This window comes from Streptomyces sp. bgisy100, from assembly GCF_057709105.1.
The window spans coordinates 158325-181548 of the sequence record NZ_JBYITE010000001.1 but is presented as its reverse complement, the minus strand read 5'-3'; the positions used below and the strand labels follow the sequence as shown (position 1 = coordinate 181548).

Annotated in this window: 19 protein-coding genes; 10 read left to right on the top strand and 9 right to left on the bottom strand. The window is 70.3% G+C overall.

The window, feature by feature from the left end:
• Window positions 1-39: 39 nt before the first annotated feature.
• Window positions 40-2406: a DUF6049 family protein gene (locus AC3EQ1_RS00870; RefSeq protein ID WP_432092273.1), complete on the bottom strand. Its 2367-nt coding sequence runs from the start codon at window positions 2404-2406 to the stop codon at window positions 40-42.
• Between the two features lie 172 nt (window positions 2407-2578).
• On the opposite strand from AC3EQ1_RS00870, the gene AC3EQ1_RS00865 reads away from it, so the two are divergent.
• On the top strand, window positions 2579-4090 hold the full coding sequence (locus tag AC3EQ1_RS00865) for a CCA tRNA nucleotidyltransferase (RefSeq protein WP_432092272.1): 1512 nt from the start codon (window positions 2579-2581) through the stop codon (window positions 4088-4090).
• A gap of 108 nt (window positions 4091-4198) precedes the next feature.
• On the opposite strand, the gene AC3EQ1_RS00860 is transcribed toward AC3EQ1_RS00865, so the two are convergent.
• The 3 genes from AC3EQ1_RS00860 to AC3EQ1_RS00850 form a co-directional block, all read right to left on the bottom strand.
• Window positions 4199-5485 carry an MFS transporter gene (locus AC3EQ1_RS00860; protein ID WP_432092271.1) on the bottom strand — a complete coding sequence of 429 codons (1287 nt, stop codon included), beginning with the start codon at window positions 5483-5485 and terminating at the stop codon, window positions 4199-4201.
• A gap of 100 nt (window positions 5486-5585) precedes the next feature.
• Window positions 5586-6668, bottom strand: a complete 1083-nt coding sequence (locus AC3EQ1_RS00855) for an inositol-3-phosphate synthase (RefSeq protein ID WP_432092270.1) — start codon at window positions 6666-6668, stop codon at window positions 5586-5588.
• A 50-nt stretch (window positions 6669-6718) separates the two neighbouring features.
• Window positions 6719-7423 (bottom strand): PadR family transcriptional regulator, encoded by a 705-nt coding sequence (locus tag AC3EQ1_RS00850; RefSeq protein ID WP_432092269.1) that lies wholly within the window; start codon window positions 7421-7423, stop codon window positions 6719-6721.
• Between the two features lie 356 nt (window positions 7424-7779).
• Between AC3EQ1_RS00850 and AC3EQ1_RS00845 the strand changes: the two genes are divergently transcribed.
• From AC3EQ1_RS00845 to AC3EQ1_RS00835, 3 genes are all read left to right on the top strand, one after another.
• Window positions 7780-10416, top strand: coding sequence for a transglycosylase domain-containing protein (locus AC3EQ1_RS00845; RefSeq protein WP_432092268.1), 2637 nt, complete (start codon window positions 7780-7782; stop codon window positions 10414-10416).
• 93 nt (window positions 10417-10509) lie between these two features.
• Window positions 10510-11991: a glycosyltransferase family 87 protein gene (locus AC3EQ1_RS00840; protein WP_432092267.1), complete on the top strand. Its 1482-nt coding sequence runs from the start codon at window positions 10510-10512 to the stop codon at window positions 11989-11991.
• Window positions 11992-12061: 70 nt separating this feature from the next.
• Complete coding sequence (locus tag AC3EQ1_RS00835; RefSeq protein WP_432092266.1) at window positions 12062-13045, top strand: BRO-N domain-containing protein; 984 nt, start codon at window positions 12062-12064, stop codon at window positions 13043-13045.
• A gap of 163 nt (window positions 13046-13208) precedes the next feature.
• On the opposite strand, the gene AC3EQ1_RS00830 is transcribed toward AC3EQ1_RS00835, so the two are convergent.
• From AC3EQ1_RS00830 to AC3EQ1_RS00820, 3 genes are all read right to left on the bottom strand, one after another.
• Window positions 13209-14240: an alanine racemase gene (locus AC3EQ1_RS00830; RefSeq protein ID WP_432092265.1), complete on the bottom strand. Its 1032-nt coding sequence runs from the start codon at window positions 14238-14240 to the stop codon at window positions 13209-13211.
• A gap of 91 nt (window positions 14241-14331) precedes the next feature.
• Window positions 14332-15450 carry a lipid II:glycine glycyltransferase FemX gene (locus tag AC3EQ1_RS00825; protein ID WP_432092264.1) on the bottom strand — a complete coding sequence of 373 codons (1119 nt, stop codon included), beginning with the start codon at window positions 15448-15450 and terminating at the stop codon, window positions 14332-14334.
• A 126-nt stretch (window positions 15451-15576) separates the two neighbouring features.
• Window positions 15577-15909, bottom strand: coding sequence for a hypothetical protein (locus AC3EQ1_RS00820; protein WP_432092263.1), 333 nt, complete (start codon window positions 15907-15909; stop codon window positions 15577-15579).
• Between the two features lie 268 nt (window positions 15910-16177).
• Between AC3EQ1_RS00820 and rpsF the strand changes: the two genes are divergently transcribed.
• The 4 genes from rpsF (at window position 16178) to rplI (ending at window position 17905) form a co-directional block, all read left to right on the top strand.
• A complete protein-coding gene (gene rpsF, locus AC3EQ1_RS00815) occupies window positions 16178-16468 on the top strand; it encodes a 30S ribosomal protein S6 (protein ID WP_351509044.1) in 291 nt (96 codons plus the stop codon).
• Window positions 16469-16552: 84 nt separating this feature from the next.
• Window positions 16553-17140, top strand: a complete 588-nt coding sequence (locus tag AC3EQ1_RS00810) for a single-stranded DNA-binding protein (RefSeq protein WP_388853747.1) — start codon at window positions 16553-16555, stop codon at window positions 17138-17140.
• 63 nt (window positions 17141-17203) lie between these two features.
• A complete protein-coding gene (gene rpsR, locus AC3EQ1_RS00805) occupies window positions 17204-17440 on the top strand; it encodes a 30S ribosomal protein S18 (protein WP_003978893.1) in 237 nt (78 codons plus the stop codon).
• Between the two features lie 18 nt (window positions 17441-17458).
• Window positions 17459-17905: a 50S ribosomal protein L9 gene (gene rplI / locus AC3EQ1_RS00800; protein ID WP_432092262.1), complete on the top strand. Its 447-nt coding sequence runs from the start codon at window positions 17459-17461 to the stop codon at window positions 17903-17905.
• Between the two features lie 361 nt (window positions 17906-18266).
• Here the strand turns inward: rplI and AC3EQ1_RS00795 are convergent, their stop codons facing one another.
• Entirely contained in the window at window positions 18267-19601 is a 1335-nt protein-coding gene (locus AC3EQ1_RS00795) for an MATE family efflux transporter (protein WP_432092261.1), read from the bottom strand.
• 498 nt (window positions 19602-20099) lie between these two features.
• On the opposite strand from AC3EQ1_RS00795, the gene dnaB reads away from it, so the two are divergent.
• Complete coding sequence (dnaB, locus tag AC3EQ1_RS00790) at window positions 20100-21554, top strand: replicative DNA helicase (protein ID WP_432092382.1); 1455 nt, start codon at window positions 20100-20102, stop codon at window positions 21552-21554.
• 107 nt (window positions 21555-21661) lie between these two features.
• On the opposite strand, the gene AC3EQ1_RS00785 is transcribed toward dnaB, so the two are convergent.
• Entirely contained in the window at window positions 21662-22228 is a 567-nt protein-coding gene (locus AC3EQ1_RS00785) for a dihydrofolate reductase family protein (protein WP_432092260.1), read from the bottom strand.
• Between the two features lie 276 nt (window positions 22229-22504).
• On the opposite strand from AC3EQ1_RS00785, the gene AC3EQ1_RS00780 reads away from it, so the two are divergent.
• A complete protein-coding gene (locus tag AC3EQ1_RS00780) occupies window positions 22505-23008 on the top strand; it encodes a GNAT family N-acetyltransferase (protein WP_432092381.1) in 504 nt (167 codons plus the stop codon).
• Window positions 23009-23224: the final 216 nt, after the last annotated feature.

The following is a 23224-nucleotide window of genomic DNA, read 5'->3' as shown; positions in this document are numbered from 1 at the left end:
CCCACCTCATCGTCCCCGGCCGCACGGCCCCGACTACGCTCAACGGTCCACCTTCTCACCCGTGCCGGATGCGTCATCGCTTTCCGGTCCGGTGTCCGGCGTCACGTCACCCTGCTGCCCGGAACCGGGTGCACCGGCGCCGGAACCATCGGAATCCGCCTCTTCACCGGTCGCTTCCGCGGGCTCGCCGGAGGTGCCGGCGCCCTCCTCGACGGGCTCGGAGCCCTCCGCGGCGTCGCGGGCGGCCGCCCGCTTGCGCTGGGTGTACATCCGGATTCCGGCGAGCACGAGGAGCAGTACGCCGCCGGCGATGACCAGCATCACCGTGGACGTGATCTCGGTGACGTTCACCTGGAACGTCATGGGGGCGCCGTAGGGCGTGCCGTCCTCGGTCTCGAGCCGTGCGGTCACCCAGACCTTGCCGTTCGCGTGGGCCGTGGTGTCGAACTTCACCGACTGGCTGTGACCGCCCTCGATCCTGATGGGCTGCCCCTCGCCGACGTCAAGGCGGTTGGGCTGGCCGGAGGTGAGGACCAGCTTCATCCCCTTGACGCCCTGGACCAGGTTGTTCTGCACGGTCACGGGGATGGTCGCGCTCCGCCCGGACAGCGTCTGCGTCGACTTCTGGATGAGCCGGACCTCCTGGGTGAGGCCCGAGAGGTAATCCTGCACGGTGTCGCGGAACGCCGCCGCGCCGTCGGCGTCCCCGCGCCAGGACGTGGACATCCCGCGCATGATCGCATTGCCCACCGGCGTCACCACGCGGTCCTGACGGGAGAGGATCACCCGGAAGCCCTCGAGCGCCCCCTGGGTCCGCTGGATCTCCCGGAAGGCCTCCGTGGGCAGCTCCTGCTTGCGGAGCGAGCGAGGGTAGGCCGCGGGGCTCGGGATCCGGCTGTTGGCCCGCGGGTCGGGCTTCGCCTTCGCCGCGTCCCCCAGATCCAGCGGTTCGGTCCAGCGCTCGTCCTCGAGTCCCCTGACCGCCTCGGCCATCGTCCGTGCCTGGCTCGCGGTGGGCATGCGCTGGGGCGCCACGACGATGCTGCGCTGCTTGCCCGGCGCCTGCATCGTGACCATGAGGGTCTGGGCGAGGAACCGCTGCCGGCTGAGGGTGGACTCCTCGGCCTCGGACAGGTCGCCCTCGAAGGCGGTGGAGAGACGCGCGTCCGACACGATCGCCCGGTTGCCGCCGCCGATCGGACGGGCCGCCGTGGGGCTGTAGGAGAGGGCCCCGGACTCCCGGAGGCTGTCGTTGCGGGTGATCACGTTGTGGGCGCCGGCCGAGGTCGCGACATCGACGACCGAGGAGTCGATGGCGCCGTCCACGGGCCAGGCGAAGTCGGTGCGCAGCTTCGCGCCCGGCAGCATCGTCCCCGCGGTCTGTGAGGCGAGGTCGGTGGCAGGCTTGAGGTGGGCCAGCGCTCCGGAGACGTCCTTGCCCCGGTGGGCGAGGGAGGCGAGATCGGGGTCGCCGTACGGCAGGGCGACGACCTCATGACCGTCCGTGGCCTGCTGGAGGTCGCTCAGCCACTGCCTGGCGACGGCCTGCCCCTTGCCCGCGACCGTGGAGCCGTCGGGCTGCTCGACCCGGTAGTTCTCCGCCATGGCGGAGACGGCGGCCAGCAGGTCCGGGTCGACGACCCACGTCACCGGGAGGCTCTTGCCGAGGCTCACCATCTGCTGGAGCCGCCCGCCGGTGGCCAGCTCCTCGGTGAGGGAATCGTCACGGAAGACCGGCGTCTGCTGCGGGTCGGAACCCGTCTCCGCGCTGAGGTGGGGAGAGGAGATCAGCGGCCACATGAAGCTGAGCCGGGTCTTCTCCCGGGTGGCCGAGGTCTGCCAGGGCAGGAAGGTCCGCTCGATGCCCAGGACGTGCTCGTACCGCTGCGCCCGGGTCTGCCCGGAGACCGAGACACCGAGCTGGTAGATGCCCGCCTGCTTCAGGTCGAGGTCCTTGGCCGGGACGCTGAGACTGAACCCGCGCGTGATGCCCGAGGGAAGATCCCGGAGCTCGAGAGTGTGCTTCCCCCCGATCTCCTGCCCGTCGGAACCGGGCAGGTAGCCGGTGCGCCGGTCGGCGCTGTCGATGCCGCTCCGGCTGTTCAGCGTCGCGCCCACCCGCAGTCCGACATGGGCATCGGTCACCGTGGAGCTGCTGTCGTTGGTGACGGTGCCCTTGATCGTGATCGTGTCGCCCTTCGAGGGCGAGGACGGTGTCATCGAGTTGATCGAGACGTCGACGGACCGCGACCCGGTCGCCTTCGGTGCGGCCTGGGCCGACGGCGCCGCGGGAAGCTGCAGCGGAGCCGCGACCAGTGGCACCCCCACCAGCAGCGCGGCGGTGCGCCGCAGCCACCGGCGGGCGGGAGCGGGTCGCGTCCCCTGTTTCTGTGCCGCCTCGGCCACGCCTCGCCCGTCCCTCGTCGTCGTCAGTGGTGGTCGTCGGATGTGCGTCCCCGCATGGTAACGAGGTCGGCCGGGGCTACGTGCCGGGGCGTGCTCCACATGATCGCCGGGGTGTCCGGCCCGCCCGGAACGGGGACGCCCCGGCCGGTTGCGGCACGTACCCTGTTCTGTTGTGCCGAACGCCAAGAATGAGAGCCACGCCCAGCAGACCTCGCAGCCCTCGCCGCCGGCGAGCGAGCTGAACCAGGCGCAGCGCCGTGCCGTCAGTGAACTGCTGCGAGTGTCCCCCGTCGCCGACGACCTCGCACGCCGCTTCCGGGAGGCGGGCCACAGTCTCGCCCTGGTCGGCGGATCGGTACGGGACGCGTTGCTCGGCAGGCTCGGCAACGACCTGGACTTCACCACGGACGCCCGCCCCGAGGACGTGCTGAAGATCGTGAAGCCGTGGGCGGACACCGTGTGGGAGGTCGGCATCGCCTTCGGCACCGTCGGCTGCCTGAAGCACAGCCGTGGCGGTGACGGCACCCGGAGCTACCAGATCGAGATCACCACCTATCGCTCCGAGGCCTACGACCGGACGTCCCGGAAGCCGGAGGTGTCCTACGGCGACTCCATCGAGGAGGATCTCGTCCGCCGTGACTTCACGGTGAACGCGATGGCCGTCGCGCTGCCCGAGAAGGAGTTCGTCGACCCGCACGGCGGTCTGCAGGACCTGGCCGACCGGGTGCTGCGGACTCCGGGTGCCCCGGAGGACTCGTTCTCCGACGACCCGCTGCGGATGCTGCGGGCCGCGCGGTTCGCCGCCCAGCTGGATTTCGAGGTGGCGCCGGACGTCGTCGCCGCGATGACGGCGATGGCGGACCGGATCGGGATCGTCTCCGCCGAGCGGGTCCGTGACGAGCTCAACAAGCTGGTGCTCGCGGCCCGCCCCCGGAAGGGGCTGAAGCTGCTGGTCGACACCGGACTGGCGGACCACTTCCTGCCGGAGCTCCCGGCGCTGCGGCTGGAGCGCGACGAGCACCATCGGCACAAGGATGTGTACGAACACTCGCTGACCGTGCTGGACCAGGCCATCGCCCTCGAAGAGGGTGAACCGGACCTGGTGCTGCGGCTGGCCGCGCTGCTGCACGACATCGGCAAGCCCCGCACCCGGCGCTTCGAGTCCGACGGCCGGGTCTCCTTCCACCACCACGAGGTGGTGGGCGCGAAGATGACCAAGTCGCGGATGACCAAGCTGAAGTACTCCAACGAGCTGGTGAAGGACGTGTCGCGCCTGGTGGAGCTCCACCTGCGCTTCCACGGCTACGGCACGGGCGAGTGGACCGACGCGGCGGTCCGTCGGTACGTGCGGGACGCCGGTCCGCTCCTGGACCGACTGCACAAGCTGACGCGGTCGGACTGCACCACACGGAACAAGCGCAAGGCCAACGCCCTCTCCAGTGCGTACGACGGCCTGGAGGAGCGGATCGCGCGGCTCCAGGAGCAGGAGGAGCTGGACTCGATCCGGCCCGACCTCGACGGCAACGAGATCATGGAAATCCTCGGCCTGGGGCCCGGCCCGGCGGTGGGCAAGGCGTACAAGCACCTGCTGGAGCTCCGGCTGGAGAACGGTCCGATGGAGCGCGACAGCGCCGTGGCCGCGCTCAAGGAGTGGTGGGCCGCCCAGGAGGCGTCCACGGGCTGACCCGGCTGCGGGGCGCGTGTTTCACGTGAAACATGCCTCCGCGGTGACGGTCTCGGGACACGGTGACGGTCTCAGGGGCGGTGTTTCACGTGAAACACCGCCCTTCGCCTATGCGGGCCGGGGCCGGCCGGTGGCCACGGCGATGGCCGCGTAGAGCAGGGCCACGGTGATGACCAGCACGGACGACTGCCCGTCCGGGGGCAGCATCAGGGCGGCCACCCCGGCGGCTCCGACGAAGGCGACGTTGAAGAACACGTCGTAGAGGGAGAAGATCCGTCCGCGGAAGGCGTCGTCGACCGCGGACTGGACCACGGTGTCCGTGGCGATCTTCGACCCCTGGGTGATCAGCCCCAGCACCCCCGCGGCGACGAGCATCGGCGCCGGTGCGAAGGGAAGGCCGAGTGCGGGCTCCAGCACAGCGGCCAGGCCGGCGCAGACGATGACCCAGCGCAGCGGGCCGTCCGGCCCCAGCCAGTCGGCGGACTCCAGCCGCTCGACGGCCCAGGGGGTGACCACGGCCGCCGCGAAGAAACCCACGCCTGACGCGACGAGCGCCAGTCCGAGGAGCGCAAGCCCTTTCGAATCGGTGTCCGACCAGGCGTAACGGCACAACATCAGCACCATCACCGTGAGGGCGCCGTAGCAGAAGCGCATCAGGGTCATGGCAGCCAGAGCGCGGGCGGCGGGCGGCCGCCGCGCCAGGTGGCGCACCCCGCCCATGAGCCCGCGGACGGTGCCGGCCAGTGCGGCCCGCAGCCCGGGCTGCACCAGCGCCGGATCCGGTCCCAGCAGCCCGCGCGCCATGCGCAGGGCGGCGAGGGCCGCGCAGAGATAGAGGGCGGCTCCCAGCAGCACCGTCACGGCGTCCGAGTCCCAGCCCACGAGGCGGAGCAGGAAGGCCAGGCCGCCGCCCGCCGTGGCGGCCAGGGTCCCGGCGGTCGGTGAGACGGCATTGGCCATCACCAGCCGGCGCGGGCTGTCGACCACGTGCGGCAGGGCGGCGGACAGCCCCGCGAGAACGAAGCGGTTCACCGCGGTGACCGAGAGCGCGGAGACGTAGAAGAGCCAGTCGGGGACGCGTCCCACGATCAGGACCGCCGTTCCGCAGGCGAGGACCGCCCGCAGCACATTGCCGTGGAGCAGGACCTGCCGCCGCTGCCAGCGGTCCAGCAGGACGCCCGCGAAGGGGCCGACCACGGAGTAGGGCAGCAGCAGCACGGCCATCGCCGAGGCGATCGCACCGGGCGAGGTCTGCCGCTCCGGAGAGAAGACGACGTAGGTGGCGAGCGCGACCTGATAGACGCCGTCGGCGGACTGGGACAGCAGGCGGACGGCGAGCAGACGGCGGAAGTCGCGCAGCCGCAGCAGCACGCGCAGATCACGCACAACGGGCATGGCTCACAGCCTCACACAGCGCACCGGCCCCCGGGCGGATTGCCCGGGGGCCGGTGGTCACGGGATGAACCGGCGTCCGCTCACGGCCGGACCGGCGTCATCAGCGCTCGGCGTCGCCGTTGATGAACTTCTCCACGTTCTCGCGCGCCTCGTCGTCGAAGTACTGCACCGGCGGCGACTTCATGAAGTACGAGGACGCCGACAGGACCGGCCCGCCGACCCCGCGGTCCTTGGCGATCTTCGCGGCCCGGAGCGCGTCGATGATGACGCCCGCGGAGTTGGGGGAGTCCCACACCTCGAGCTTGTACTCCAGGTTCAGCGGGACGTCGCCGAACGCGCGGCCCTCGAGGCGCACGTACGCCCACTTGCGGTCGTCCAGCCAGGCCACGTAGTCCGACGGGCCGATGTGGACGTTGTCCTCGCCCAGCTCGCGGTCGCGGATCTGCGAGGTGACGGCCTGGGTCTTGGAGATCTTCTTGGACTCCAGGCGGTCGCGCTCCAGCATGTTCTTGAAGTCCATGTTGCCGCCGACGTTGAGCTGCATCGTGCGGTCCAGGACGACGCCCCGGTCCTCGAACAGCTTCGCCATCACACGGTGCGTGATGGTGGCGCCGACCTGCGACTTGATGTCGTCGCCGACGATGGGCACGCCCGCCTCGGTGAACTTGTCCGCCCACTCCTTGGTGCCCGCGATGAAGACCGGGAGGGCGTTGACGAAGGCCACCTTGGCGTCGATGGCGCACTGCGCGTAGAACTTCGCCGCGTCCTCGGAACCCACCGGCAGGTAGCAGACCAGGACGTCGACCTGCCGGTCCTTGAGGACCTGCACGACGTCGGCCGGCGCCTCGTCGGACTCCTCGATCGTCTGGCGGTAGTACTTGCCCAGACCGTCGAGGGTGTGGCCGCGCTGAACGGTGACGCCGGTCGGCGGCACGTCGCAGATCTTGATGGTGTTGTTCTCGCTGGCGTCGATCGCGTGCGCGAGGTCCTGACCGACCTTCTTCGCGTCGACGTCGAAGGCGGCCACGAACTCGATGTCCCGCACGTGGTAGTCGCCGAACTGCACGTGCATCAGACCCGGCACGCGGCTCTTCGGGTCGGCGTCCTTGTAGTACTCGACGCCCTGTACCAGCGAGGCGGCGCAGTTGCCCACGCCGACGATGGCTACGCGAACCGAACCCATTCCGGTTGCTCCCTGTGTGTTCTCGACGAGGTCCTGCGGGGTGCAGGACCTCACTTGGCGGTGTCGTCGGACGGATCCGGACGGGAGCTACCCCGGTCCCGGGGCAGGCCGCCCGCGTTCCCTGACTGGTCCTGTGTGTGCGATGCGGGCCGCTCGGTGGGCACGGAACCGTCCCCGGCCGACGGGCGCCGGTCACGCCCGGTCCGCTCGCTCTCGATCAGCTCGTTGAGCCAGCGGACCTCGCGTTCCACGGATTCCATCCCGTGCCGCTGCAGCTCGAGGGTGTAGTCGTCCAGCCGCTCCCGGGTGCGGGCCAGGGAGGCGCGCATCCTCTCGAGGCGCTCCTCCAGCCGGCTGCGGCGCCCTTCCAGCACGCGCATCCGCACATCGCGCGAGGTCTGGCCGAAGAAGGCGAAGCGGACGCCGAAGTGCTCGTCCTCCCACGCGTCGGGACCGGAGTGGGCGAGCAGCTCCTCGAAGTGCTCCTTCCCCGCGGCGGTCAGGCGATAGACGATCTTCGCCCGGCGGCCGGCCAGCGAGGCCGCGAGAGCGTCCTCCGGAGCGCTTCCCGGCTCCTCGATCAACCACCCCTGGCCGACCAGAGTCTTCAGGCAGGGGTAGAGGCTGCCGTAGCTGAAGGCGCGGAAGACACCCAGCGAGGTGTTGAGCCGCTTGCGCAGCTCGTAGCCGTGCATGGGGGACTCGCGGAGCAGCCCGAGAACGGCGAACTCGAGGATGCCGGAGCGTCTGCTCATCCTTCGCCTCCCCTTCTCCTGAATCCCTTATGCCGAGCTGATGTATCGACTCGATACATCCAGACGATAGAACGGCCCTCCGGTCGCGACAAGGGGAGCCATGGTGAACGGCGTCACATCACTGATTCGTAGGAATCAACAGGACTGATTTGGGGTGAAGATGCGTGCTGCGCGGGTTTTGGGCCTGCGTAGTCTGTGCGCCATGCAGACCAGTGGGAACCAAACAGCACCGTGGGACGTCCTCGTCACCGGTGCAGTGCGGCCTGTCGTCCTCCGGGGCGGGTCCGCGCTTCGGGGGGACCGGAAGTCAACTGTCGCTGTCAGGCGAGAGCGCCTGCCCGAGGAGTAGCTGTTCCATGAGCGAGCACCGTCGCAAACCACCGCAGTCGCCAGGCGGTGGACGCGCTGCGGCCCGGCGCGGAGGGCAGCAGCCACCGTCCGGCCGCCGAGCCGCGCCACAGCGCGGCACGACCGGGTCCGCACAGGGCCCTGACGAGGAGCGGAACCAAGGGCGCGCGGAAGCGCGCCGAGCCGCCCAACGAAGTGGTGGTGGCAGACGACGTGCCGCCGTGGGGCTCGAGGGCGGTGCCCGGGCCGCCGGCCGGGCCTCCGCGCGGGAACCCGGGAAGAAGCGCTGGATCGACTACCCGCGGTCGGACCGTGACGGTGCCCGCCGCTGGGTGCCGTCCTGGAAGCAGACGCTCGGCACCTGCATCGGCTTCATGGGCCTGATCGTCGCCGGGGCGGGCATCGCCCTCGCGGTGGTCGAGGTGCCGAACGTCAACGACGCCGCCGAGGTCGAGAAGAACGTCTACTACTGGTCGAACGGCAAGCAGATGGCGGTCGCGGGCGGCGGCGACTTCAACCGCCAGATCGTGCCCATCACCGAGATCCCCGTGTCGATGCAGAACGCCGTGATCTCGGCGGAGAACGCCTCGTTCGAGGACGACTCGGGTGTCGACCCGATGGGTATCGCCCGCGCCGTGTTCAACATGGCCAAGGGCGGCGCGACCCAGAGCGGTTCGACGATCACCCAGCAGTACGTCAAGAACGCCATGCTCACCCAGGAGCAGACGCTCAAGCGGAAGCTCTCCGAGCTCTTCATCTCCATAAAGGTGGGCGCCACCAAGGAGAAGCCCGAGATCCTCGCGGGCTATCTGAACACCGCCTACTACGGTCGCGGGGCGTACGGCATCCAGGCGGCCGCCCGCGCGTACTACGGCGTGGACTGCAAGAAGCTCAACGCCAGCCAGGGCGCGTTCCTCTCCGCGGTGCTCAACGGTCCCAACCTGTACGACCCCTCGGGCGGGCAGGGGCCGCTGGCGACCCGGGAGAAGAACTACCAGCGGGCGAAGGCCCGCTGGGCGTGGACCCTCAAGCGCGAGGTCCAGGTCGGCCGGATGGAACCGGCGGACCGGGACAAGTTCCTCAAGCGGGGCTTCCCGACGCCGGACCCGCCGAAGCCCGCCACTTCGATGTCGGGGCAGCGCGGTTACCTGGTGAACCTCGCCGACAACTACATCGTCGCCAACAGCAAGATCAGCAAGGCGCGGCTGGACAAGGGTGGATACCAGATCCACACCACGTTCAACGAGAAGAAGATGCGTCAGCTCGAGTCGGCCGTCCGCCGGGTCTCCAAGGAGAACCTGGACCCGGACAAGCGGGAACGGGACAAGTACGTCCAGTTCGGCGGCGCTTCGGTGGAGCCCAAGACAGGCAAGATCGTCGCGATCTACGGCGGCAAGGACGCAACCGAGCACTACACCAACAACGCCGACTACACCGGCGTTCAGGTCGGTTCGACGTTCAAGCCCTTCGTGCTGGCCGCGGCGATGACCGACGGCCGGAGGGATCCGAAGGGGCCGCGCGTCCAGGAGGACGCGTCGCGGACGCCGATCTCCCCGTCCAGCGTCTACGACGGTGACAACAACCTGACGCTCAAGGACTACGACGGCTCCGTCTGGTACAACGAGCACAACAAGGAGTGGCACCAGCGGAACGACGGCAACGAGGACCGCGGGCAGATCGACCTGCGGACCGCGATGCGGTTCTCGGTGAACACCCCGTACATCCAGCTCGGTATGGACGTCGGTACCGACAAGGTGAAGGAAGCGGCGCTCTCCGCGGGGATGACCGAGGAACAGCTCTCCTCGATCATGCCGTCCTTCTCGCTCGGTACCTCCGCGCCCAGTGCGATCCGGCTCGCCGGTTCGTACGCGACCTTCGCGGCCAGCGGCCAGCAGATCGACCCGTACTCGGTCTCGAAGGTCGAGCGGAAGGGCCGGAACTACTACACGCACAAGGACAAGGTCGCGACGGCGTTCGACCCCAATGTGGCGAACAACGTCACCGACGTCCTCAAGACCGTGGTCCAGAAGGGCACCGGCACCTCCGCCCAGCTCCCGGGCCGTGAGGTGGCGGGCAAGACCGGTACCACCGACGGCAACAAGTCGGCCTGGTTCGCGGGCTACACGCGGCAGCTGTCCACCGCGATCGGCATGTTCCGGGTGAACGACCAGGCCAAGAGCCAGAAGTTCCTCGAGATGTACGGCGTGGGCGGCGAGAAGAGCATCCACGGTGCCTCGTACCCGGCCGAGATCTGGGCCGACTACATGGGCAAGGCGATGCAGGGGCTTCCGGCGAAGCCGTTCCCGGCCGCGGAGCCGATCGGCAGGAAGATCTTCGGAACCGGAGCCGTGCGGCCGACTCCGACGCCGACCCCGTCGGACACGCCCACGGCGTCTCCCTCGAAGTCCCCGTCCGAATCGCCGAGCAGTTCCCCGTCCACCTCTCCGAGCCCGTCGGACACCTGCAGCGTCTTCGACCCGCGGTGCGAGCCGAACGGCGGGGCGAGCGGTGACGGCGGTACGGACGCGGGTGCCGACGGCGGTACCGACGCCGGGTCCACCGGTACGCCGACACCACCCGGCAACGGAAACGGCAACGGGGGCGGCGAGCTCTTCGGCGGGCCCACCGCGACCCGCCGCGAGTGACCGTTCGCGCGTGACCCGCACACGACACAGCCCCCGCCCGGTCCGACCGGGCGGGGGCTCCGTCGTGAGGGCACGTACGGCAGGATGTGGACCATGACGAGCGTGCAGGAGGACCGGCAGCCCGTACGGCCCACGACGGAGGACGAGGTCGCCGCGGCCGGCAGCGAGCTGATCGGCGGCCCGGCCGGCCGCCGTGCGCTGCCCGGCACCGGATGGTGGACGCCGGTGCGGGTCGTCGCGCTCGTGGCGATCGGGATGTTCGCACTGGGCATGGTGCAGAAGCTGCCCTGCTACAACGGCGCCTGGTTCTTCGGGGCCGACAGTCAGTACACCCACGCGTGTTATTCGGACATTCCCCACCTTTTCTCTGCCCGTGGCTTCGCGTCGAACCTGACTCCGTACTTCGACCGGCTGACCGGTGACATGGAGTACCTGGAGTACCCGGTCCTCACCGGCCTGTTCATGGAGGTGGCCTCGTGGCTGACCCCGGGCGGCGGGGTCCAGCACCGGGAGCAGATCTACTGGCTGGTCAACGCGGGCATGCTGATGGCCTGCACGGCCGTCCTCGCCGTCTGCGTCGCCCGGACCCACCGGCGCCGCCCCTGGGACGCGCTGCTCGTGGCCCTGGCCCCCGCCCTCGCGCTCACCGCCACGATCAACTGGGACCTGCTCGCCGTCGCGCTCACCGCCGCGGCGATGCTCATGTGGTCGCGCAGCCGGCCGCTCGCCGCGGGGGTGCTGATCGGGCTGGCGACGGCCGCCAAGCTCTACCCCTTCCTGCTGCTCGGGCCGCTGTTCCTGCTGTGCCTGCGGGCCGGGCGGTGGCGTGCGTTCGGCCGGGCCTTCGGCGGGGCGGCCGGCGCCTGGCTGGTGGTGAACCTGCCGGTGATGGCCCTGGCCCCGGAGGGGTGGAAGAAGTTCTACACGTTCAGCCAGGAGCGGCCCGTCGACTTCGGCTCGTTCTGGCTGATCATTTCGCAGCGCACCGGGGACCCCCTGGAGAACGCCAACACCTGGGCCACGGTGATCACCCTGGTGCTGTTCGCCGGGATCGGGGCCCTGGCCCTCACCGCGCCCCGCCGCCCCCGCTTCGCCCAGCTCGCGTTCCTGGTCGTCGCCGTGTTCATCCTGGTGAACAAGGTCTACTCGCCGCAGTACGTGCTGTGGCTGATCCCCCTCGCGGCGCTGGCGCGCCCCCGCTGGCGGGACTTCCTGATCTGGCAGGCCTGCGAGGTCATGTACTTCACCGGCATCTGGATGTACCTCGCGTACACCTCCAGCGGCGACAAGCACCACGGTCTGCCGCCCGAGGGGTACCAGTTGGTGATCCTCATCCACCTGCTGGGCACGCTCTACCTCTGCGCCGTGATCGTGCGGGACGCGCTGTTCCCCGAGCGGGACGTCGTGCGGCGCGACGGCTCGGACGACCCGTCGGGGGGCGTCCTGGACGGTGCCCCGGACGCGTTCGTCCTCGGCCGGGAGCAGCACGCGCGGCACGCCCTCTACGACGGCGGGACCTACGTGCAGTGGGGAGTGCGGGCTCACGGAACCGCACATTCGGCATCTATGGAGTGAACTTCCCCCAGTGCGGGTGAATGTGGTTTACCAACTCACCTAGCGTGCGCGGCGGAGGTGATGTTCCGCCATGAGCGAACGCGGTGAATCATCCGTCGGAGCGCCGGAACACGATGCCATCGACGTCGACGACTTCGTCTACGCGGCCACGGGCGCCAGGGTGCGCCGACTGACCATGCCGGGCGGAGAGCACTGGTTCCCGGCGGCGGAGGTGGCCGAGGCGCTCGGGTACCCGGAGCCGCTGCTCGCCGTCGCCCGGCTGGTGCCCGGAGAGCACACGGCCACCCTCGACGAACTGGCGCGGAGCGTCGCCGGGAGCGATGCGCTCCGGGCCATGGCGGGGCAGGCGGTCAGGGAGCGGACGGGCATGGTCAGCCTCCAGGGGCTCGTCCTGCTCGTGGGGGGCTGCGCCGAGCCGGCCGCGCAGCCGTTCCGGAGCTGGATCGCCGAGGTCGTGCACACCGTGCAGCGCGACGGAGGCTACGTCCTGGCCGAGTCCGAGGTGCAGCCCCGCCGGTGTCCCGGCCGGGCGGACGGGCCGCGGGTCCGTGCCGTGCCGGACGCGGTGATCGACGCGATCACCGGGCTGGAGCAGCGCCGGGGCGCGTTCGACCACGGGCTCGTTCCGGTCCGCCGGGAGGGGGCCCGCACGCGGCGGGAGGGCATCGACGCGCAGCTCGACGTGGTGCGGTCGATGGCCCGGATCGCGGACTCGCTGGAGCGCATCGCCCGGCGCATGCGCTCACGCTCCCCCAAGGCGCGGCCCGGAGCCCCGGCCCTGTCCACCGAGGCGGTCCTCACCGACTGGCGGGAACGGCTCGCCCTCACCGAGGAGGTCGACGCGGTGGCCGCGCACATCGTGCCGCACCTGGTGCGCTCCGGGGAGATGAGCCGTCCGCTGGAGTCGATCGCGGCCCGCACCGGACTGTCGGTCGACCGGGTCCGGGACTGCCTGCACTTCCTGCTGCGCCGTGACTGCATCCGGCGGTCCGGGGTGACGGCGGAGGGCACACCGGTGTACGTGCTCGGCCGGCGGGGGCGGCCCGGAGCGTGAGCCGGGGCGGGCCGGGGACTGCCGGGCCGGTCGCGTGCGTGCGGGAACGGCCCGGAGGGTGCGGAGGGACGGCAGTGCACGGGCGGGCCCGGAAAGACGGGAAGGGCCCGGGTCCGCACGTCGGCCGTGCGTCCCCGGGCCCTCGCCGTGGGTGTTGCGGACCTCAGCGGTCGACCACCCGGTCGAACTGGGTCGTGGTGTGCCGGAGGTGGGCCACCAGCTCCTCACCCACCTTGGGCTCGGGGGCGTCGTTCGGCACGAACAGGATGGACACCTGCATGTGCGGCGGCTCGGCGAACCAGCGCTGCTTGCCCGACCAGACGAAGGGCGACAGATTGCGGTTCACCGTCGCCAGTCCGGCGCGGGCCACCCCCTTGGCACGGGGCATGACGCCGTGCAGGGCCTTCGGGGACTCCAGCCCGACCCCGTGCGAGGTGCCGCCGGCGACCACCACCAGATAGCCGTCGGAGGCGGCCCGCTGCTGGCGGTATCCGAAGCGTTCGCCCTTCGCGACCCGCGTGACGTCCAGCACCGATCCCCGGTACTCGGTGGCCTCGTGGTCGCCGAGCCACAGCCGGGTGCCGATCCTGGCCCGGAAGCGGGTCTGCGGGAACTGCTGCTGGAGACGGGCGAGTTCGTCCGCGCCCAGGTGGCTGACGAACATCGTGTGCAGCGGCAGCCGGGCGGCGCGGATCCGGTCCATCCAGGCGATGACCTCCTCGACCGCGTCCGAGCCGTCCGTGCGGTCCAGCGGGAGGTGCAGGGCGAAGCCCTCCAGCCGCACGTCCTCGATCGCCGCGTGCAGCATGGGCAGGTCGTGCTCGCTCACGCCGTGCCGCTTCATGCTGCTCATGACCTCGATGACGACGCGCGCGCCGACCAGGCCGTGCACGCCCTCGACGGAGGACACCGAGCGGATCACCCGGTCCGGCAGCGGCACGGGTTCCTCGCCGCGCCGGAACGGGGTGAGGACCAGCAGGTCTCCGCCGAAGTAGTCCTTCATCCGCGCGGCCTCGTACGTGGTGCCCACGGCGATGATGTCGGAGCGGAAGCGGGTGACCTCCTCGGCCAGGCGCTCGTGGCCGAAGCCGTAGCCGTTGCCCTTGCAGACCGGGACGATCCCCGGGAACTGCTGGATCACCGACTGCTGATGCTCCCGCCAGCGCGCGGTGTCGACATAAAGGGTGAGCGCCATGGCCGGTCCGGAACCTCTCTCGTATCTGCGGTGTATGGGAGGTATGAAGCGGAGAACGTGGGGGACGACGGTGGCGTCGTCGACGGATCGGTCAGCGCCGCGACATGTAGATGTCGAGCGCCTTGTGCAGCAGCTTGTTGAGCGGGAAGTCCCACTCACCGAGGTACTCGGCTGCCTGCCCGCCGGTGCCGACCTTGAACTGGATCAGACCGAAGAGATGGTCGTTCTCGTCCAGGGAGTCGCTGATGCCGCGCAGGTCGTAGACGCTGGCGCCGAGGGCGTAGGCATCGCGCAGCATGCGCCACTGCATCGCGTTCGAGGGCCGGACCTCGCGCTTGTGGTTGGCGGAGGCTCCGTAGGAGTACCAGACGTGGCCGCCGACGATCAGCATGGTCGCGGCCGCGACGGCTTCGCCCTCGTGCGTGGCGAAGTAGAGCCGCATCCGGTTGGGGTCCTCGGAGTTGAGGGCCGTCCACATCCGCTGGAAGTAGCCGAGCGGCCGCGGGCGGAAGCGGTCGCGCTCCGCGGTGATCTCGTAGAGGCGCTGCCACTCGGCCAGGTCTTCGTAGCTGCCCTGGACGACCTCGACGCCGGCCTTCTCGGCCTTCTTGATGTTGCGGCGCCACAGCTGGTTGAAGCCCTTGTGGACGTCCTCGAGGGAGCGGTTCTCCAGCGGCACCTGGAAGACGTAGCGGGGCTGCACGTCACCGAAGCCGGCCCCGCCGTCCTCGCCCTGCTGCCAGCCCATCTTGCGCAGCCGGTCCGCCACTTCGAAGGCGCGCGGCTCGATGTGGGTCGCCTCCACGTCGCGCAGGCGCTTCACATCCGGGTTCTGGATGCCGCCCTTGATCGCGGCGGCGTCCCACCGCCGGATCACCAGGGGCGGGCCCATCTTCACGGAGAAGGCGCCCTGCTGCTTGAGGTGCGCCAGCATGGGCTGCAGCCAGTCCTCGAGGTTCGGCGAGAACCAGTTGATGACCGGACCCTCGGGCAGATAGGCCAGGTAGCGCTTGATCTTGGGCAGCTGCCGGTACAGGACCAGGCCCGCGCCGACGAGTTCACCGTTCCTGTCGAACCAGCCGAGGTTCTCGGAGCGCCACTCCGACTTGACGTCGGCCCAGGCCGGTACCTGCATGTGGCTCGCCGCAGGCAGGCTCTGGATGTACGCCAGATGCTGCTCACGGCTGATCGTCCTCAGGGTCAAGCTCATGCGGGGCGCTCCTCGGCAGGTGTGTCCCCAGGGTCGGGGCTCCGGCTCTCGCCGGAAGCCTACTGCGCCAAGGTCCGTGCCCTCCCGTGCACGGTCCCCCGGCCACCTGCGCCCCGCCGGCGGGCCTTAGCCGAGCACCCCGCCGAAGAGCCCGCCGTGGGCCATGCCGAGGAAGAAGCCGAACGCCGCCGCACCGAGCCCGATGATCAGGAGAAAGCGCTCAGCGGTGGTCGCCGAGATCATCTGCCCCCATGCCCCGGTCAGGACACCGATCAGGCCGGTCCAGGAGCTGATCAGGTGGAGGTTGTCGAACTGCGCCGTGACGAAGGCGACAACCCCCAGCACGATCGTCGCAGCCACCAGGCTGTTCGCGACGGGATGCGCCTTGCCGTCGCTGTTGAGGACAGAGGTCAGTGCGGAGAAGCGGCGGCCGTGGGACTGTCGGACCGGTTGCGCCATGGGGCACCTCCTGGCGAATCGGCGGCGCACTGTAGCGCCGCACCCACCCGATGTGTACAGATTGCGGCCATCCGAGTCCGGATTTCAACCGGAAGGCTCGTAGCAGGTACTCTGTACGGTCTGCACCGGCGTCTGTCCAGGTCGAATTCCGGTCCCGCATCGGGACGGGAACCGACTGTCAGTGGCAGCCGATACCGTTGCGAACGCATTACGACCCTCCTGCCACGGAAATGCCGTGGCCGCTGAGTCCAGAGGAGGTGGGTTCCACATGCGTCACTACGAGGTGATGGTCATCCTCGACCCCGATCTCGAGGAGCGCGCTGTCTCCCCGCTGATCGAGAACTTCCTTTCCGTCGTCCGTGAGGGCAACGGCAAGGTCGAGAAGGTCGACACCTGGGGCCGTCGTCGTCTCTCGTACGAGATCAACAAGAAGCCCGAGGGCATCTACTCGGTCATCGACCTGCAGGCCGAGCCTGGAGTCGTCAAGGAGCTCGACCGTCAGATGAACCTGAACGAGTCGGTCCTCCGGACCAAGGTCCTCCGTCCCGAGACCCACTGATCTTCAGTCCTCGCGACTGACGTTCAGCGGTAATCGGGTCCGAGCAGCAAGCAGCCAGCAGCACACCCGCCGAGAGGTTCACCCATGGCAGGCGAGACCGTCATCACGGTCGTCGGCAATCTCGTCGACGACCCCGAGCTGCGCTTCACCCCGTCCGGTGCGGCGGTCGCGAAGTTCCGCGTCGCGTCCACTCCCCGCACCTTCGACCGCCAGACCAACGAGTGGAAGGACGGCGAGAGCCTCTTCCTCACGTGCTCGGTGTGGCGGCAGGCGGCGGAGAACGTCGCCGAGTCGCTCCAGCGCGGCATGCGCGTCATCGTGCAGGGCCGGCTGAAGCAGCGGTCCTACGAGGACCGCGAGGGCGTCAAGCGCACGGTCTACGAGCTGGACGTCGACGAGGTCGGCGCCAGCCTGCGCAATGCCACGGCCAAGGTCACCAAGACCACCGGCCGCGGTGGCCAGGGTGGTTACGGCGGCGGTGGCGGCGGTGGCCAGGGTGGCGGCGGCTGGGGCGGCGGCCCCGGTGGCGGCCAGCAGGGCGGCGGCGGGGCTCCCGCCGACGACCCGTGGGCGACCGGCGCGCCGGCCGGCGGTGGCCAGCAGGGCGGTGGCGGTGGCTGGGGCGGCGGCTCCGGCTCCGGCGGCGGCTACTCGGACGAGCCGCCCTTCTAGGCCGCCTCGGCGGCCTGGTCAGGGCGACCAGCACAAACTTCTTGATCACACTGGAGAGAGACAATGGCGAAGCCGCCTGCTCGCAAGCCTAAGAAGAAGGTTTGCGTGTTCTGCAAGGAGAAGATCTCCTACGTCGACTACAAGGACACGAACCTGCTGCGGAAGTTCATTTCCGACCGCGGCAAGATCCGTGCCCGCCGGGTCACCGGCAACTGCACCCAGCACCAGCGTGACGTCGCCACGGCCGTGAAGAACAGCCGTGAGATGGCGCTGCTGCCCTACACCTCGACTGCTCGCTAAAGGGAGGGTGACCGAATCATGAAGATCATCCTCACGCACGAGGTCTCCGGCCTCGGCACCGCAGGCGACGTCGTGGACGTCAAGGACGGCTACGCTCGCAACTACCTGGTCCCGCGCGGTTTCGCGATCCGCTGGACCAAGGGTGGCGAGAAGGACGTCGAGCAGATCCGTCGCGGTCGCAAGATCCGCGAGATCGCCACGATCGAGCAGGCCAACGAGGTCAAGGCTCAGCTCGAGGGCGTGAAGGTCCGCCTGGCCGTCCGCTCGGGTGAGGCCGGCCGTCTCTTCGGCTCCGTCACCCCGGCCGACATCGCCTCGGCGATCAAGGCTGCCGGTGGTCCGGACGTGGACAAGCGCCGCGTCGAGCTCGGCACGCCGATCAAGACCCTGGGCGCGCACCAGGTGTCCGTGCGTCTGCACGCCGAGGTCTCCGCGAAGGTCGGCATCGAGGTCGTCGCCGCCTGATCGCTGTGCTCGGCACATCGTGTCGAAGGGGCCGCACCGGACGAGGTGCGGCCCCTTCGCCATTCTCGCGGTGACGAGGGGGTGTCGCGGTGACGAGGTGGTGTCCCCCGGAGACCGGAGGTTGTGTCCCGGACAAGGTGACCGGGCTGTGTCCGCGGACGGGGAGCCGTGCCGGCGGCTTGGGCGCCGTGTCCGCGGTGGCGCATGATCCGGTTCGGACCGGCGGAGTCCTGTCGTGGTACGGCATCCCTCTTGACGGCGTACCGTTCCGCCCGGACGGGGTTCGCTCGGACGCGGTTCGCCCGGACGGGGCGTCGGACGGCCGCGGGGTCGGACGGGCGCGGTTCGGACGGGCCCGGTCTCAGCGGGTCGCGCCGGTGACGATCCAGCGCCCGGACCGTGTCCGCGTCGCGAGCGTGACCAGCCGGATAGACATCATCAGGGCCATCACCCACCACAGTGCGGTGAGGCCGCCTCCGAGATGCGGGACGGCGAGCGCCACCGGGGCGAACACGGCGAGTGTCGCGATCATGGCCCAGGCCAGGTACGGACCGTCGCCGGCGCCCATCAGGACACCGTCCAGGACGAAGACCACCCCCGAGACCGGCTGGGTGAGCGCGACGACCAGCAGGGCGGGGAGCAGCAGTTCGTGCACCGCCGGGTCACCGGTGAACACCGGGAGGATCAGCGGCCGGGCGATCACCACCAGCAGGCCCAGCACCACCCCGGAGGCAATGCCCCACTGCATCATCCGCCGACAGGCCGCCTTGGCGCCGGCCACGTCCTCGGCTCCCAGGTAGCGGCCGATGATGGCCTGTCCGGCGATGGCGATGGCGTCCAGGGCGAAGGCCAGCAGCGACCAGAGGGACACGATGATCTGGTGGGCGGCGATCTCGGCGTCGCCGAGCCGGGCCGCCACCGCTGTGGCGATCAGCAGGACCGCCCGCAGCGACAGCGTACGGATCAGCAGGGGCGCCCCAGCCTGGGCGCAGGCCCGGATGCCGGCGGCGTCGGGGCGCAGGGAGGCGCCGTGCTTGCGCGCTCCGCGCACCACGACGACGAGGTAGGCCGCCGCCATGCCGCACTGGGCGACGACGGTGCCCCAGGCGGAGCCGGCGATGCCGAGACCGGCGCCGTAGACGAGGGCGGCGTTGAGGGCGGCGTTGGCGGCGAAGCCGCCGATCGCGACCTTGAGCGGCGTCCGGGTGTCCTGCAGGCCCCGCAGCACGCCGGTGGCGGCCAGCACGACGAGCATGGCCGGTATGCCGAGGGCGCTGACCCGCAGATAGGTCACGGCATACGGGGTGGCCGTGTCGGAGGCGCCGAAGAGCCCGACCAGTGCCGGAGCGGCCGCCAGCGTGGCCGCGGCCACGGCGGCACCGAGCAGCAGGGCGAGCCAGATGCCGTCCATGCCCTGTCGGATGGCGGCCGGAAGATCACCCGCGCCGACCCGGCGGGCGACCGCAGCGGTGGTGGCGTAGGCGAGGAAGACGAAGACGTTGACCGCGGTCAGCAGCAGGCCGCCGGAGATGCCGAGCCCGGCCAGCTGCGGGGTGCCGAGGTGGCCGACGATCGCACTGTCGACCATGAGGAAGAGCGGCTCCGCGACGAGGGCGCCGAAGGCGGGGAGGGCGAGCGCCACGATCTCGCGATCGTGGCGTCTGCTGCGCTGCGCGGTCGCGGGGCCCTGATTCATGCGCCCCACCGTAATCTTCCACAGGTAAGAGGCGCAAGAGCCTTAGGTCCCTTACTGGGCGCTCGGAGGGGCGATCTCCTCTGCGCCGTTTGTCGCGATCTTGAATCCCTCGCGAAAGTTTTTCTTCTGCACAGCCGGTGGATGGCAAAAGTGCAGGTCAGGGCAGGGCGGTTGGGGTGATTGTGTGTTTGTCCACAGCGCTTTCCCCCGCGCTGTGCACAGGTTTGGCGCGCTTCTCCACAGGTTGGGCCCGACCATCCACATGGCCTGTGGATAACCGTCTTGGCTGACGGTGGCGTCGGCCCTACCGTGGTGCGGCGCCCGCCGCCTGTTCCGGCCTCGAAACCCCAGCGAACTCGACGCGCCGGACCGGGAGTCGGGCGCCTCATGTGTCAGCGCGGTGCCGTATGAAGGACGAGGACGGCATCGGGGAATGCGCCGTGCCCGGCAGGGCGCGCGTCGCGGTCGGAGGGAGGTGCCGGGGTGAGCCAACAGGAGATGGAAGATGCCTGGGCGGCGGACATGGGTCCGAGTGATCGCCTGCCGGCCTCCCGGTCCCCCCGCGGCGGCGACCGGGCGCGGACCGAGCGGCACGACCGCGGCCAGGACGACTGGTCGGGCGGATCCGGCTTCGAGCGCGTACCCCCGCAGGATCTGGACGCCGAGCAGTCCGTGCTCGGCGGCATGCTGCTCTCCAAGGACGCCATCGCAGACGTGGTGGAGGTCCTCAAGGGCAACGACTTCTACCGCCCGGCGCACGAGACCGTCTACCAGGCGATCCTCGACCTCTACGCCAAGGGCGAGCCCGCCGACCCGATCACGGTCGCCGCGGAGCTGACGAAGCGCGGCGAGATCACCAAGGTCGGCGGCGCGTCCTATCTGCACACCCTGGTGCAGTCGGTGCCGACGGCGGCGAACGCGGAGTACTACGCCGAGATCGTCCACGAGCGTGCCGTGCTGCGGCGGCTGGTCGAGGCGGGCACCCGTATCACCCAGATGGGATACGCGGCCGACGGCGACGTGGACGAGATCGTCAACAACGCCCAGGCCGAGATCTACGCCGTCACCGAGCAGCGGACCAGCGAGGACTACCTCCCGCTCGGCGACATCATGGAGGGGGCCCTCGACGAGATCGAGGCCATCGGCTCGCGCAGCGGCCAGATGTCGGGCGTCCCGACCGGCTTCACGGATCTGGACTCGCTCACCAACGGACTGCACCCGGGCCAGATGATCGTCATCGCGGCCCGTCCCGCGATGGGTAAGTCCACCCTGGCGCTGGACTTCGCCCGGGCCTGTTCCATCAAGAGCAACCTGCCGAGCGTGATCTTCTCCCTGGAGATGGGGCGCAACGAGATCGCGATGCGACTGCTGTCCGCCGAGGCCCGGGTCGCCCTGCACCACATGCGGTCGGGCAGCATGACCGACGAGGACTGGACCCGGCTGGCCCGCCGGATGCCGGACGTCTCCGGCGCCCCGCTCTACATCGACGATTCGCCCAACCTGTCGATGATGGAGATCCGGGCCAAGTGCCGGCGTCTCAAGCAGCGCAACGACCTGCAACTGGTCGTCATCGACTACCTCCAGCTGATGCAGTCCGGCGGCGCGCGGCGCCCCGAGAGCCGTCAGCAGGAGGTCTCGGACATGTCCCGGAACCTGAAGCTGCTGGCCAAGGAGCTCGAAGTCCCGGTCATCGCGCTGTCGCAGCTGAACCGTGGCCCGGAGCAGCGGACGGACAAGAAGCCGATGGTGTCGGACCTGCGTGAGTCGGGCTCCATCGAGCAGGACGCCGACATGGTCATCCTGCTGCACCGCGAGGACGCCTACGAGAAGGAGTCACCGCGGGCGGGCGAGGCGGACCTGATCGTGGCGAAGCACCGTAACGGTCCGACCGCGACGATCACCGTGGCCTTCCAGGGCCACTACTCCCGGTTCGTGGACATGGCTCAGACCTGACGGAGCGGATGTGCAGGGTCTCGCGGCTGATGTCGTCATCGCACGGGCCGTGTCGTACCGATGTCATGTGCGACATCACCGTGAGACCAGCGCGTGGGTGCTGCTGCTCAGCGCCTCGTCTCGTACCTGGTCAGGACCACGCCGCCGGGAAACGTCCGCGTCTCCACCAGGTTCAGGTTCACCCAGCTGTCCAGCGCGGTGAAGAACGGCGTGCCGCCGCCCACCAGGACCGGATGGGCGGCGATCGCGTACTCGTCGATCAGCCCGGCGCGCATGGCCGCCCCGGCGAGCGTTGCGCCGCCGATGTTCATCGGGCCGCCGTCCTCGGCCTTGAGCCGGGTGATCTCGGCGATCGCGTCGCCGGTGACCAGGCGGGTGTTCCAGTCGACCCTGTCGATCGTCGAGGAGAACACCACCTTCGGCGTGTCCCGCCAGTTCCGCGCGAACTCGATCTCCGCCGGGGTGGCGCCCGGCTGCTGGTCGCCGGTCGGCCAGTAGGAACTCATCGTCTCCCACAGCTTGCGCCCGTACAGGGACAGGCCACTCGCCTGCTCGTGGTCGAGCCACCACTGGAACAGCTCGTCGCTCGGCGGTCCGCCCCAGCCGATGTCGTCGCCGGCCGCGGCGATGTAGCCGTCCAGGGTCAGGTTCATGCCGTAGATCAGTTTCCGCATGGCCCAGCCTTCCGTCCGTGGGTGCCCGGCGTATGGACCAGCGTGGCGCGAGAACTCATCGGTGCGCGATCCGGGCTCGCCGGTGGTCCTCGTGCTCGGGGCTCAGCGTGGTGTACTCGGCCGACACGGGCAAGCCGCCTGATCTCGGCCTCGCCCTCGCGAGGGAATGCCACCGACGGCCGGCGGCGGATCGTCCCGATGCCTCCCATCGGCGGAACCTGCGAGCCGCGCAGTGCATGGACGGCTCCTTGGGCGCGCGGCAGACTCGGCGGCATGGTGGTGTCCCTGCGGGTCCTCACGGTGGACGACTGGCCGCTGTGGCGGGACGTCCGGCTCGCTGCCCTGGCCGAGGCGCCGGAGGCGTTCACCGCCCGGCTCGCGGACTGGGGCCGGGGCGGGGAGGAGCAGTGGCGGGCGCGGCTGGAGATGCCCGGCGCCCACCATGTCGTCGCCCTGCTGGACGGCCGGGCCGTCGGGGTCGCCCGGGGCATTCCCGACGGCCGGGGCGGGTGCGAGCTGAGGTCGGTGTGGGTCGGCCCGGAGGCACGGGGCCATGGTGTCGGGGACCGGCTGATCGAAGCGGTCGAGACCTGGGCCCGGCAGTCGGGGGCCGGGGTGCTGCGGCTCGCGGTGATCCCGGGCAACGAGCCCGCTGTCGCCCTGTACCGGCGCAACGGGTTCGTCCCCACGCCTGAGCCCGGTGCGCTGCTGTCCGACGGCGTCACCCGTGAGCGGGTGATGGTGAAGGCGCTCCGCGAGCCCGACGGCGGGAGAGCGTGAGGTGGGGGTGAGCCGGCTGCGGTCGTGCGTCGGTCGCCGGGAGTGCCGGACGGGCGGGTTCGGTCGTACGGCCCGGGCGCCGGGAGGGTGGCTGAGCCGGTTCCGCGCGTACGGCTCCGGCCGTCCGGGAGGAGAAGGGCCGGGAGGAGGAAGGCCGGATGGGCGCCCCCGACCGCGCGGCACGTCCCGGCGGTGACCCCCGGGTCCTCCGCGATG